Source organism: Arthrobacter sp. 49Tsu3.1M3, assembly GCF_900168135.1.
Classification (GTDB): Bacteria; Actinomycetota; Actinomycetes; order Actinomycetales; family Micrococcaceae; genus Arthrobacter.
On record NZ_FUZD01000012.1, the window covers coordinates 112,877 to 124,858 of the forward strand.

General features: G+C 66.7%; 11 protein-coding genes and 1 pseudogene. 7 read left to right on the plus strand and 5 right to left on the minus strand.

Features of this window, described 5'->3' with window-relative positions; translation table 11 throughout:
• Positions 1 to 118: 118 nt before the first annotated feature.
• On the minus strand, positions 119 to 1,084 hold the full coding sequence (gene panB / locus B5X90_RS13865; RefSeq protein WP_079553974.1) for a 3-methyl-2-oxobutanoate hydroxymethyltransferase: 966 nt from the start codon (positions 1,082 to 1,084) through the stop codon (positions 119 to 121).
• Positions 1,085 to 1,346: 262 nt separating this feature from the next.
• Here panB and glnA (B5X90_RS13870) point away from each other — a divergent pair, with 262 nt between their 5' ends.
• From glnA (B5X90_RS13870) to B5X90_RS13895, 6 genes are all read left to right on the plus strand, one after another.
• Positions 1,347 to 2,687, plus strand: a complete 1,341-nt coding sequence (gene glnA / locus B5X90_RS13870) for a type I glutamate--ammonia ligase (protein WP_028275859.1) — start codon at positions 1,347 to 1,349, stop codon at positions 2,685 to 2,687.
• A 9-nt stretch (positions 2,688 to 2,696) separates the two neighbouring features.
• On the plus strand, positions 2,697 to 5,708 hold the full coding sequence (locus tag B5X90_RS13875; RefSeq protein WP_079553976.1) for a bifunctional [glutamine synthetase] adenylyltransferase/[glutamine synthetase]-adenylyl-L-tyrosine phosphorylase: 3,012 nt from the start codon (positions 2,697 to 2,699) through the stop codon (positions 5,706 to 5,708).
• Positions 5,709 to 5,781: 73 nt separating this feature from the next.
• Positions 5,782 to 6,198, plus strand: a complete 417-nt coding sequence (locus B5X90_RS13880; protein ID WP_026266248.1) for a VOC family protein — start codon at positions 5,782 to 5,784, stop codon at positions 6,196 to 6,198.
• A 48-nt stretch (positions 6,199 to 6,246) separates the two neighbouring features.
• A complete protein-coding gene (locus B5X90_RS13885; RefSeq protein ID WP_079553978.1) occupies positions 6,247 to 6,762 on the plus strand; it encodes a GNAT family N-acetyltransferase in 516 nt (171 codons plus the stop codon).
• A 70-nt stretch (positions 6,763 to 6,832) separates the two neighbouring features.
• Positions 6,833 to 7,480, plus strand: coding sequence for an MBL fold metallo-hydrolase (locus B5X90_RS13890; RefSeq protein WP_079553980.1), 648 nt, complete (start codon positions 6,833 to 6,835; stop codon positions 7,478 to 7,480).
• A gap of 43 nt (positions 7,481 to 7,523) precedes the next feature.
• Positions 7,524 to 7,724: a transcriptional regulator gene (locus B5X90_RS13895; RefSeq protein ID WP_079553982.1), complete on the plus strand. Its 201-nt coding sequence runs from the start codon at positions 7,524 to 7,526 to the stop codon at positions 7,722 to 7,724.
• Positions 7,725 to 7,840: 116 nt separating this feature from the next.
• Here the strand turns inward: B5X90_RS13895 and glnA (B5X90_RS13900) are convergent, their stop codons facing one another.
• Complete coding sequence (glnA, locus tag B5X90_RS13900) at positions 7,841 to 9,265, minus strand: type I glutamate--ammonia ligase (RefSeq protein WP_018772378.1); 1,425 nt, start codon at positions 9,263 to 9,265, stop codon at positions 7,841 to 7,843.
• 284 nt (positions 9,266 to 9,549) lie between these two features.
• On the opposite strand from glnA (B5X90_RS13900), the gene B5X90_RS13905 reads away from it, so the two are divergent.
• On the plus strand, positions 9,550 to 9,987 hold the full coding sequence (locus B5X90_RS13905; protein WP_079553984.1) for an RDD family protein: 438 nt from the start codon (positions 9,550 to 9,552) through the stop codon (positions 9,985 to 9,987).
• A 260-nt stretch (positions 9,988 to 10,247) separates the two neighbouring features.
• Here B5X90_RS13905 and B5X90_RS13910 read toward each other — a convergent pair whose 3' ends face one another.
• The 3 genes and pseudogenes from B5X90_RS13910 to B5X90_RS13920 all read right to left on the minus strand — a co-directional run.
• Positions 10,248 to 10,610: a DUF3817 domain-containing protein gene (locus tag B5X90_RS13910; protein ID WP_079553986.1), complete on the minus strand. Its 363-nt coding sequence runs from the start codon at positions 10,608 to 10,610 to the stop codon at positions 10,248 to 10,250.
• A 201-nt stretch (positions 10,611 to 10,811) separates the two neighbouring features.
• The gene (locus tag B5X90_RS13915; RefSeq protein WP_079553988.1) at positions 10,812 to 11,561 is read right to left on the minus strand and encodes a DUF4191 domain-containing protein; all 750 of its coding nucleotides are present in this window, start codon (positions 11,559 to 11,561) and stop codon (positions 10,812 to 10,814) included.
• A gap of 90 nt (positions 11,562 to 11,651) precedes the next feature.
• Positions 11,652 to 11,982, minus strand: a pseudogene (locus tag B5X90_RS13920) (lipoyl synthase); the annotation flags it as partial.

Consider the following 11,982-nt stretch of genomic DNA (forward strand, 5'->3'; position numbering starts at 1 on the left):
AATGCAGACCTTAATGGTCAGTGTGCCCGCACTGGAGGCGCAACGCCTCGCCCATGAAGGATGATGTGTTGCCGAAGCGTCCCCGGATCCGGAAGGTCCCGGGCCCCCCGGCGCAGAACTAGAAGGAGTGTTCCGGGCCGGGAAACTGGCCTGAGCGCACGTCGTCGCCGTAGGCTTTTGCGGCGTCACTGAGCGACGTGCGGAGGTCGGCGTACTGTTTGACGAATTTCGCCATTTTTCCACCGCGTAAACCGGCCATGTCCTGCCACACCAGGACCTGTCCGGTGGTGGCGCTGCCGGCGCCGATGCCCACCGTGGGGACGTCGACGGCGGCATCGACGGCGGCCGCCGTGGCGGCCGGGACCATTTCCATGAGCACGCTGAACGCGCCGGCGTCGGCCAGCGCGACGGCGTCGTCGATCAACCGCTGGGCGTCATCGCCGCGGCCCTGGACGCGGTAGCCGCCGAGGGAGTGCTCGCTCTGCGGGGTGAAACCGATGTGCGCCATGACGGGGATGCCGGCCTGGACCATGGCCCGGACGGTCTCGGCGTAGAATTTTCCGCCTTCGATCTTGACGGCGTGGGCCAGGCCCTCTTTCAGGAAACGGACGCCGGTGGCAACCGCCTGCTGGGCGGAGACCTCGTAGCTGCCGAACGGCAGGTCAGCGACCACCAGGGCGCGCCGGGCGGAACGGGCGACGGCCCGGCACAGCGGAAGGAGCTCGTCCACCGTCACGGGAAGGCTGGTTTCGTTGCCGAAGACGTTGTTGGAGGCCGAATCGCCGACCAGGAGCACCTCGATGCCTGCCTGGTCAAAGATTTCTGCGGTGTACTGGTCATACGCGGTGAGCATGGCGAAGCGCTCGCCGTTCACCTTGGCCTGGTGAAGATGATGGGTGCGGATCCTGGCCGCCGGTTTCCGGGCCGCCTCCGCCGCCGCGCCGGTGCCGCCGTCGCCGGTCCCGGCTGTGCCACTGGCCGGCGTGTCCGAGGGGGCGGCCGCTGAAGCCCCCGCCGGGCCGCTGCCGTAGGGGGCCGCGAGTTCTGCGGGCGTGCTGGAATCGGAGCTGTTACTTGAGGCCATGCCACGAGCGTAGTGCGAGACGAAGTGCCGCAGCTACCGCGGGTTGCCCCCGCCCGGCGTGAATCACGTCACACGGGCGGCCTGTGCGACGGCGCAATGCCCCCTCCCGCCGCGAATTTCTCCGGCTTTGTGTTAACGGTGTGTTACGCGGGGGTCCGGCTTCAGCAATCGGTGGCAATGCTTAGTAAAGTGAACCGTGAGCAGCCGCGGGGCCCATGAATGCCGGGCCTGGGGCGGATGGAAGAACCGGAAAGAGGCCAGTATGGACCGCCAGCAAGAGTTTGTCCTGCGGACGATCGAAGAGCGCGACGTGCGGTTCGTGCGCCTGTGGTTCACCGACGTCGTGGGATCGCTCAAGTCCGTGGCCCTGGCCCCGGCCGAGGTGGAAGGCGCCTTCGAGGAAGGACTCGGATTCGACGGTTCCTCGATCGAAGGCCTGGCCCGCGTCTTCGAATCCGACATGCTGGCCCAGCCGGATCCGGCCACGTTCCAGATCCTGCCCTGGCGCGGCGAGACCGAGGCCACATCGCGGATGTTCTGCGACATCCTGACGCCCGACGGCGAACCTTCCGCCGCGGATCCGCGCAACGTCCTCAAGCGCACCCTGGCCAAGGCCGCGGACATGGGCTTCACCTGCTACACCCACCCCGAGATCGAGTTCTACCTGCTCAAATCCCAGGAACCGGGCCCGGACGGATCACCCATCCCCGTGGACGAGGGCGGCTACTTCGACCACGTCCCGGGAGGCGTGGCCCAGGACTTCCGCCGGACCGCCGTGACCATGCTCGAATCGGTGGGCATCTCGGTGGAATTCAGCCACCACGAGGCCGGCCCGGGCCAGAACGAAATCGACCTGCGCTACGCCGACGCCCTGCAGACCGCGGATAACATCATGACGTTCCGCACGGTCATCAAGGAAGTCGCGCTGCAACAGGGCACCTATGCCACCTTCATGCCCAAGCCCTTCACCGCCCACCCGGGTTCCGGCATGCACACCCACTTTTCCCTCTTCGAGGGGGACACCAACGCCTTCTACGAGGCCGGTTCCGAGTTCCAGCTTTCCGAGACGGCGCGCCAGTTCATCGCCGGTATCCTCAAGCACGCCCCCGAATTCACGGCCGTGACCAACCAGTTCGTCAACTCCTACAAGCGGCTCTGGGGCGGGGGAGAGGCACCGAGCTACCTGAGCTGGGGCCACAACAACCGCTCCGCCCTGGTCCGCGTCCCGCTGTACAAGCCCGGCAAGGGCCAGTCCGCGCGGATCGAGTACCGTGGCATCGACTCCGCCGCCAACCCCTACCTGGCCTACGCGGTGCTGCTCGGTGCCGGCCTCAAGGGCATCGAGGAGGGCTACCAGCTCCCCGCGGCGGCCGAGGACGACATCTGGTCGCTGAGCTCGGCTGAGCGCCGCGCGATGGGACACGACCCGCTGCCGGCCAGCCTGCACGACGCCATCCGGACCATGGAGGATTCCGAGCTCATGCCGCAGATCCTCGGCGAGCAGGTGTTCGAGCACTTCCTGCGCAACAAGCGTGCAGAATGGCAGGACTACCGCCTCCAGGTGACGCCTTACGAACTGCAGCGCAATCTCGGCATTCTGTAGGTTGCCCAGATGAGCCTGGCACGACGCCTCATTGCCGCCGGCTTCAGCGATCTCGACAAGGGCGAGCGGTTCCTGGCGGCCCGGGAACTGGAGGGACTCGACCAGGATGCCCTCTTTGCGGGACTGCAGCTGGCGGCCAACCCGGACACTGCCCTGCAGTCCCTGGTCCGGCTGATCGAGAAGCACCCGGAGCTGCGCAAGCTTGCCGTCGCGGACCCGGAAAGCAGCGAACCGCTGTACCGGGTTCTGGGGGCCTCCGAGGCGCTGGGCGAGTTCCTCATCCGCCATCCCGAGCACCTCGACGCCTTCGACGTCCGGGTCAGTCCGGAGCCAATGCCCGCGGACGCCGCGGCCCTGCGGACGCGGCTGCTGCAGTCGGTGCGGGCCGATCCCAAGTCTGCCCGGCCGGTGGCGGCCCTTAGTGGTCAGGAAGCCTACGCTGCCCTGCGCACCGCCTACCGGCGCGGGCTCGTGGAGCTGGCCATCAAGGACCTGTGCGCGGCAGATCCGCTGGACTTCATGCCGGCCGCTGGTGCGGAACTGGCGGATCTCGCCGGCGCCGCGCTCGAGGCGGCCCTCGCCGTCTCCCGGGCCGAGGCGGCGGAGAAGTTCGACGCCGCGGAGGTGGCCGACGTCGGCCTCGCCGTGATCGGCATGGGCAAGTGCGGTGCCCGCGAACTGAACTATATTTCCGACGTCGACGTCATCTACGTGATCGAGTCCGGCGCGCTGGAGGAGACCCTGGCCACGACCATCGGCACCGTCCTCGCCTCCGGGGTCTCGCGCGCGATCATGTCCACAAGCCGCGAACCCGGGCTGTGGGAAGTCGATGCCAACCTCCGGCCCGAGGGCAAGTCGGGGCCGCTGGTCCGGACCCTCGCCTCGCACGAGAGCTACTACGCGCGCTGGGCCGAGAGCTGGGAATTCCAGGCCCTCCTGAAGGCCCGGACCATCGCCGGCGACGCCGCCCTGGGGGCCCGCTACGAGGCAGCCCTGACGCCCCTGATCTGGTCCTCGGCCGGCCGGGAGGGTTTTGTCGAATCCGTCCGCGCCATGCGCCGCCGCGTCACCGAGCACATTCCAGCCGATGAGGAGCAGCGGCAGATCAAGCTGGGCCGCGGCGGACTGCGCGACGTCGAATTCACCGTCCAGCTGCTGCAGCTCGTGCACGGCAAGTCGGATGAATCGTTGCGCTGCCGGGACACCACCTCGGCCATCGCCGCGCTCTCCGCCGGCGGGTACATCGGCCGCTCCGACGCCGCTGAGTTCGACCGCGACTACCGCTACCTGCGGCTGCTCGAACATCGGATCCAGCTGTTCCAGCTGCGCCGGACGCACCTGATGCCGGTGAACGAAGCGTCGTTGCGTTCCCTCGCCAAGGCGGTCCTGGGACCGTTCTCCGCCGAGCGGCCCAAGCCGGACGCCCTGGTGGCCGCATGGCGAAAAACCAAGCGTTCCGTGCGGGAACTCCACGAACGCATCTTCTACCGCCCCCTGCTCAATACCGTCGCCACCCTGAGCAGCGAAGAGGCGCGCCTGACCCCGGAAGCCGCCCAGGGCCGCCTCGCCGCCCTCGGCTACCTCGATCCTCCCGGCGCCATGCGGCACATCGAGGCCCTCACCGCCGGCGTGAGCCGGCGCGCGGCACTCCAGCGCCAGCTCCTGCCCATACTGTTGGACTGGCTCGCCGACGGCGTGGACCCCGACGCCGGGCTGCTCGCCTTCCGGCGGGTCAGTGAGGCCCTCGGCACAACGCACTGGTACCTGGGCATGCTCCGGGATTCGACGGCCGCGGCCGAGCGGCTCTGCCACGTGCTCGCCAACTCCCGGCTGATCGCGGACCTGCTGGAGGTTTCGCCCGAATCAGTGGCGTGGCTGGGCACGGACAAGGAACTGGTGCCGCTCAGCTTCGAATCCCAATGGCTTGAAATCACCTCGAAAATGTCCCGGCACGCGGACCCGGAGAGCGCCATGCGGCTGATCCGGCTGATCCGGCGCCGGGAAATCCTCCGGGTCGCCATCGCGGACAGCGCCGGGCTGCTGGACCAAGACCAGGTGGGGGAAGCCCTCGCCGACACGGACCGGGCCGCCGTCCTGGGGGCGCTGCGCGTGGCGGAGACGATCATCACCGCCGAGGAACCGCTGAAGACCCATGTGCTGGTGGTTGCGATGGGCCGTCAGGGCGGCCGGGAGATCGGCTACGGCTCGGACGCCGACGTCATGTACGTCCATCGCGGACTCCCCGGCGTGCCGGAGGAGGAGGCGCAGGCTCAGGCCCTGCAGATCGTGGGCAAGCTCTCGAGCCTGCTGACCCAGCCGCTCAAACCGGCGATCCTGGCCGAGCGGGTGCTCGCCGTGGACGCGGACCTGCGCCCCGAGGGCAAGAGCGGGCCCATGGTGCGGTCCCTGGAGTCCTATGCCGAGTACTACCGCCGGTGGTCCCTGGTCTGGGAGGCCCAGGCGTTGCTGCGGGCGCGCCCCATGGCCGGCGATGACGCCCTGGCCGAGGATTTCGTGGCGCTGATCGACACCATCCGGTACCCGGAGTCGTTGTCTGACCAGGACGTGCGGGAGGTGCGGCGGGTCAAGGCCAGGGTCGAGGCGGAGCGCCTGCCGCGCGGCGCCGATCCCGCCCGTCACCTGAAGCTTGGCCGGGGCGGGCTGAGCGACGTCGAGTGGCTGGCCCAGCTGCTCCAGCTCCGGCACGCCGGCCGGAACCCGGAGCTGCGGACCACGTCCACGGTGGACGCGCTCGAGGCGGCCGCGGCCCTGGACCTGATGGACGCGGGGGACACCGTCATCCTCCTCCGGGCCTGGCGGCTGGCGAGCCGGATCCGTTCGGCCAACGTCATCTGGACCGGCCGGCCCTCGGACCTTTTGCCCTCGTCCCGCCGCGACCTTGAGGCGGTGGCCCGCTGGTGCGGCTACGGACAGGGCAACGCCGCGGCGCTGGAGGAGGACTACCTGCGGTTGAGCCGGCGCGCCCGGGCGGTCTTCGAGCGGGTTTTCTACGGCCAATAGCGCCCGGCGGCGGCCTGCCGGCTGCTGACGGGGCCTGCTGACACATGCTGCGGGCGGGTGCTAACTTGGGCCAATGGCCAGGCAACTTTTTGTGAACCTTCCCGTCCGGAATCTGGATAAGACCGTTGAATTCTTCACGGCGCTGGGATTTTCCTTCAACCCCGACTTCACCGATGAGAACGCCACCTGCATGATCGTCAATGACGGCGCGTACGTGATGCTGCTCGTCGAGTCCTACTTCAAAACCTTCACGTCGAAGTCCGTCGCCGCTACGGCCGGCACCGCCGAGGTCATCATGTCCTTCTCGCTGGAAAGCCGCGAAGCCGTCGACGAGGTCATCCGCACCGCCCTGACTTCCGGGGGCACGGCATCGGAGGAGGCCCAGGACTACGGCTTCATGTACACGCACAGCTTCCAGGACCCGGACGGGCACCTCTGGGAAGTCTTTTGGATGGATCCGGCCGGACCGCCCAAGGACGCTGCGCTGTAGCCGCTTTCCCGAGGCGCCTGGCGCTGCCGGCGCGGGTACGCTGGCTACATGTCTGGACATGTGTGGCTGCTGCCTTTGAAGAACCTCGACGACGACGCCCGGGCCATCAAGCTTGGGGAGATCGCGCTGCTGGAGCTGGGCGCAGGGCAGCAGAAGTTCGTGGGGGACCCGCTGCGGATGATGCTGATCGGACTCGAGGAAGAGTCCCGGCACCCGTTCGCCGTCGATGAGAACGGGACCGCCGTGGGAGTCCTGACGCTCCAGGCCGGGGCGGCGACCCTCGCGGGCTGGCCAGAGGACCACACGGCCTGGCTGCTGCGGGGCTTCCTGATCGACCGGCGGCAGCAGGGCAAGGGCCTCGGCACCCTCGCCGCGGAGGCCGCCGTGCGGGAGGCAGCCAAACTGACGGCGGACTTCGGCAGCGGCCAGGCCGGCGTCGTACTCTCCGTCAACGAACTGAACCCCGGCGGCCAAGCCGCCTACCGCAAGGCCGGGTTCGAGGACCGCGGCCGCTACGAAGGCGGCGACGCCGGCCCGCAGCGCATCATGTACCGGGCATTCTGACCGAAAGAGCATCTTGACTGGGACGCTGTGTGCCTCAGTATTGAGTCAAGATCAGCAGCTAGAAAGGTGCATGATGGACCACTCGCAGATAAGGGTAGAACCGGTCATCCAGGAGCTCCACATCCCCGCCGGGCTGGCAGGGCCGGTTGAGTTGACGATGGACGTACGTTGTTTCCTTGTGCCGCACACCGAGGGATTGCTGTTGATCGATACGGGCCTAAATGGCAAAGCGGATGCGATCGGTGCGGCCTTGGACCGTGTCGGAGCAGCATGGAGTGACATCACGGACGTCGTCCTCACCCATTGGCATCCGGACCATGTCGGCGGCCTCGGCGAAGTCGTGGAACGGAGCCCGTCGGCAGCGGTCTGGGCGGGTGAGGCGGACGTTTCCCAGATTCCTTCCGCGGTGCCGCTGCGCCCGCTCGTGGAAGGTGGCAGGGTCCGCGATATACAGATCGTGCCGACGCCTGGGCATACCGCAGGACATATCGGCTTGCTGCACGACGACGGAATGCTGTTCGTCGGGGACGCTGTGGGGACAGCAGGAGGTGTGATGAGCCGGCCGCCGGAGCAGTTTACCGCAGACGCTGCGAGGGCCGAAGAGTCGCTTCTGAGACTGAGCTTGCTGGAGCCGGACAGGATGCTCTTTTCGCACGGCCCGGAGATCCCTGATCCCGTAGGGGAATTGCGCAGGCTTCTTGCCGTCAACGAGGGTTGACGCACTTCCCGGTGTCAACTAACGTTGACGAAGGAGGTGCTTCATGCAGACATTGATAGGTTCCATGGACGGCAAAGGGCCTGCCGAGGCGCTGTACGCCGTGGCGGAACTCCACAAAGAGCTGGCGCGCACGGAAACCGAAGTGGTGCTGCGTGCCCGGCAGGCCGGACTGTCGTGGGAGGCCATTGCGGTGTGCCTTGGCGTCAGCAAGCAGGCCGTGCACAAGAAGTACGGAAAGCGCTGAGGGGCTGGAAAGCGCCGAAAGATAAGGCCGGCCACGGGGTGAACCCGTGACCGGCCTTTTATTTTGGAAATGTTGCGGCCTAACAATGTCTGGCCGCGTGATCTAGCTGGATCTAACTAGACGCCGTAGTAGAGCTCGAACTCGTACGGGTTCGGGCGCAGCGAAAGCGGACGGATCTCGTTCTCGTACTTGTACTCGATCCAGGTGTCGATCAGGTCCTGGGTGAAGACGCCGCCGGCCTGCAGGAACTCGTTGTCCTCGGCCAGTGCATCCAAGGCCTCCTCGAGCGTGCCCGGAGCCTTGGGGATGTCCTTGGCTTCTTCGGCCGGGAGCTCGTAGAGGTCCTTGTCGATCGGAGCCGGGGGTTCGATCCGGTTGCGGATGCCGTCAATGCCGGCCATCAGCTGGGCAGCGAACGCCAGGTACGGGTTGGAGGAGGGGTCCGGAGCGCGGAACTCGATGCGCTTGGCCTTCGGGTTGGAGCCCGTGATGGGGATACGGATACCGGCGGAGCGGTTGCCCTGCGAGTAAACCATGTTGACCGGGGCTTCGAAGCCCTTGACCAGGCGGCGGTAGGAGTTAACCGTCGGGTTGGTGAAGGCCAGGACGGCGGAGGAGTGCTTCAGCAGGCCACCGATGTACCAGCGGGCGGTGTCGGACAGGCCGGCGTAGCCCTTCTCGTCGTAGAACAGCGGCTCGCCGCCGGTCCACAGCGACTGGTGGCAGTGCATGCCCGAGCCGTTGTCACCGAAGACCGGCTTCGGCATGAAGGTCACTGACTTGCCCCAGGCATCGGCGGTGTTCTTGATGACGTACTTGAACTTCTGCAGGTCATCAGCCGCGTGGGTCAGGGTGGTGAACTTGTAGTTGATTTCAGCCTGGCCGGCGGAGCCGACTTCGTGGTGGCTGCGCTCGACCTCAAGGCCGGCCTCGTCCAGGGCAACACACATGGCGTCGCGCAGGTCGGCCTGCTTGTCGGTGGGGGAGACCGGGAAGTAACCGCCCTTGACAGGGGTCTTGTAGCCGAGGTTTCCGCCCTCTTCCTCACGGCCCGAGTTCCAGTGTGCTTCTTCGGAGTCGATCTTGTAGAAGCTGCCCTGCGGGGAGGACTGGTACTGGACGTTGTCGAAGACGAAGAACTCGGCCTCGGGAGCGAAGAACGCGGTGTCGGCAATGCCGGTCGAGGCCAGGTAGGCCTCCGCCTTCTCGGCCACGCCGCGCGGATCGCGGTGGTACGGGTCACCGGTACGCGGGTTCACGATCGAGAAGTTCAGCGCAAGGGTCTTCTCCATGCGGAATGTGTCGATGAACGCCGTCGTGACGTCCGGGATGAGCTGCATGTCAGACTCGGCGATGCCCTGGAAGCCGCGGATCGAAGATCCGTCGAAAAGCTGGCCGTTGACGAAGAAGTCGGCGTCAACGCTCTTGGCGGGCACGTTAAAGTGCTGCTGAACGCCCGGGAGATCGGTGAAGCGGATATCGACGAATTTGATGTCTTCGTCCTTGATGAACTTGAGGACTTCGTCCGCAGTCTTGAACATCTATGCTCCTTACGCATATGAAAGATCTGGCCGTCAGGCACATTTGTCCAGCGCAGTCCAACGGCGGAGAAGGCAAAAAAGCTTCCCCGCTTCGCAGTCGCTAGCAACTGTTACCACCCTAAGGACAAGGGATTTCCCCGCAGTGTCCGCATTGTTTCGGGGAGGTTACAGAATGTCCTGACACGTAAACGCTAGTCGCCAGTCCACACTGTGGCCTATCTGGTCCACAGTGTGACACCCTACCGCCCACACTGTGGACAGGCCAGAGCCGATAAGATTGGAAGGTGGTTGATCGCAAAGACATCGGTTCATGGCTCACCGGGCCGGACACATCCGGCATCTCCAGGTACCCGGGGGAACGGCTCGGGCTGCCCGAGTCCGGGTCAGGATCGATCGCCCGTGCCGGCCGGCGCATCCTGGCCATCTGCATTGACTGGGGCATCGCGCTGTTGATCAGCAATTTCGCCTTCGGCGGCGACTCCTGGGCCACACTTGCCGTGTTTGCCATCGAGCAGATCCTGCTGATCGGCACCCTCGGCTACGGCATCGGCCACCGGATCGTGGGGATCCACGTGGTCCGGCTGGGCGGCGGCCCGGCGGGTCCACTCGCGGCCCTTGTGCGCACCCTGCTGCTGTGCCTCGTTATCCCCGCCGTCATCTTCGACCCGGACCAGCGCGGCCTCCACGACAAGGCCATGAACACGGTGCTCACCCGGATGTAGCAATCCGTCGCCGGATGCGCGACGGCGGTGCCAGGCAACCAGGCGCGGCGGGCCCTCGTCCGTTTGCCACGAATGGCCACTATGCGCCGCGCATTGCGGCCATGTGCGTCAGATGGGCGCAGCGATGCTGCCGGTGGCGCGGCGGGCCCTGGTCCGTTTGCCACGAATGGCCGCTAACCGCCCCGCATAGCGGCCAAGTGCGTCAGATGGGCGCAGCGATGGTGCCGGATAGGACAGAAACCCGGGGGTCCTGGGCGGAGCTAGACCCCCGCCGTCTCGTGGGCCGTCGTCGGCGCAGCTTCTGCGGGCCGTGCCGTCAGGTGCCCGTGGCGGCCGCCCCAGCGCTCAAACCAAACCGTCGCGAAGGGGAGGACGGCGGAGAGCCCTGAGAGCAAGGCAACCCGGAACGGCCAGCGCAGCATTGCCCAAAGGCTCACTGCCGCAATCGCGTAGCCAATGAAGAATGCCCCGTGGATCGGACCGGCGATCTCCACGCCGAGTTCCGTCGTCCGGGTGATCCATTTGAGCACCATGCCGAGCAGCAGCGCGGCCCAGCTGAACGCTTCGGCGATCGCCAGGCCTCGGAAAATGCGGATCATCGTGGCGGTCGAGGGAAGTTTCATGCGTGTCTCCTGAGGTCGTGCGTCCTGTGCTGCTGTGTCCGTTGCCTTGTGTCCGGTGTCCCGTGTCCCGTGCGCGGCGCCGGGCGGGCCGACGTCGGGCAGTAAAAGAAACGCCCCGGCTGGCGGCCTTGCGTGGCCGTGAACCGGGGCGATTCTGTACTGCTGGCAATTCTGTGATGCGGGCGCGGTACTGCCGCCGGGCTAGCGTCCGCGGGTCGGACGGGCCTTGTAGGGATCGATGCCCTTGGGGATGGGCAGCCGGCCGCCAAGCGAGGAAATGCGCTTGGACACGGCGCTGACCTCGGTCTTTGTCAGTTCGCCCTTGAGCTTGTTCATCTTCCTGGCGATCTGGTTGAGGGGCACCTGGCCCTCGCCGCGGCCGCTTTCGATCACGTGGATGGTGACGTTGGGGAGGATGCGGGCCAGGCGCTTGCGCTCGGCGTCGACCAGCGGCTTGACCCGGTTGCTGGGACCTTCGCTGACGAGCACGACGCCGGGACGGCCGATGGCGCGGAAGACGGCATCCTGCGTGCGGGGGTTCACGGCGACGGGCTGGTCCTCGGTGATCCAGCCGCGCTTGAGCGTGCCCAGCGCGGCACCTGAAGCGCCCGGCTGGTTCTCGATCTGCGCGAACGCGGCGCGCTCGGCACGGCGGGACAGAATCAGCGTGGCCGCGAGGGCGCCCAGGGCGATGCCGATGATCAGGCCGGTGATCCAGTTGTCGAGCAGGAAACCGACCAGCAGGCTGAGCGCAACGACACCCAGGAAAGCCAGCAGCATGAGCCACGGAACCATGGGATCGTGGCGGCGGGTCATCTGGAAGACCTCGCCGATCTGCTTCAGCCGGCTCGGCTTCTTGGCCTTTGCTTCCTTGGGCTTACGGGAGAAAAGACCGCGCTTCGGAGCTTCGGAAGCCGGGCTGGAGTTGCTGGGATCAGGGGAATTCGCCATAGTTCCTTAATTCTACGTGATGGACGGCCAAGGGCCGGCACCGGAGTCATCCGGTGCCGGCCCTTAGGTGGAAGGGTGTCAGAGCAGGGTTCAGGAGTGTGCCGCGAGCAGCGAGCTGGCTTCCTGGCGGGTGCTTCCGGAGCTTTCGATGTGGGCGAGTTCGGCCGGGATTTCCCAGCCTTTCTTGCGCATCGCGGTGGCCCAGAGCCGGCCGGCGCGGTAGGAGGAACGCACCAAGGGTCCGGACATGACGCCCAGGAAGCCGATCTCGTCCGCTTCGTTCTGCAGGTCCACGAATTCCTGCGGCTTGACCCAGCGGTCCACCGGCAGGTGCCGTTCGGAGGGGCGCAGGTACTGGGTGATGGTGATCAGGTCGCAGCCGGCCTCGTGCAGGTCCCGCAGTGCCTCGGAGATTTCCTCG

Bases quoted from the DNA above. Each gene is read 5' to 3' on its own strand.
- glnA (WP_018772378.1), bottom strand. From the start codon at position 9,265: ATGTTCAAGACTGCGGACGAAGTCCTCAAGTTCATCAAGGACGAAGAC.
- B5X90_RS13875 (WP_079553976.1), top strand. From the start codon at position 2,697: ATGAGCCTGGCACGACGCCTCATTGCCGCCGGCTTCAGCGATCTCGAC.
- B5X90_RS13890 (WP_079553980.1), top strand. From the start codon at position 6,833: ATGATGGACCACTCGCAGATAAGGGTAGAACCGGTCATCCAGGAGCTC.
- B5X90_RS13885 (WP_079553978.1), top strand. From the start codon at position 6,247: ATGTCTGGACATGTGTGGCTGCTGCCTTTGAAGAACCTCGACGACGAC.
- B5X90_RS13895 (WP_079553982.1), top strand. From the start codon at position 7,524: ATGCAGACATTGATAGGTTCCATGGACGGCAAAGGGCCTGCCGAGGCG.
- B5X90_RS13915 (WP_079553988.1), bottom strand. From the start codon at position 11,561: ATGGCGAATTCCCCTGATCCCAGCAACTCCAGCCCGGCTTCCGAAGCT.
- B5X90_RS13880 (WP_026266248.1), top strand. From the start codon at position 5,782: ATGGCCAGGCAACTTTTTGTGAACCTTCCCGTCCGGAATCTGGATAAG.
- glnA (WP_028275859.1), top strand. From the start codon at position 1,347: ATGGACCGCCAGCAAGAGTTTGTCCTGCGGACGATCGAAGAGCGCGAC.
- B5X90_RS13910 (WP_079553986.1), bottom strand. From the start codon at position 10,610: ATGAAACTTCCCTCGACCGCCACGATGATCCGCATTTTCCGAGGCCTG.
- panB (WP_079553974.1), bottom strand. From the start codon at position 1,084: ATGGCCTCAAGTAACAGCTCCGATTCCAGCACGCCCGCAGAACTCGCG.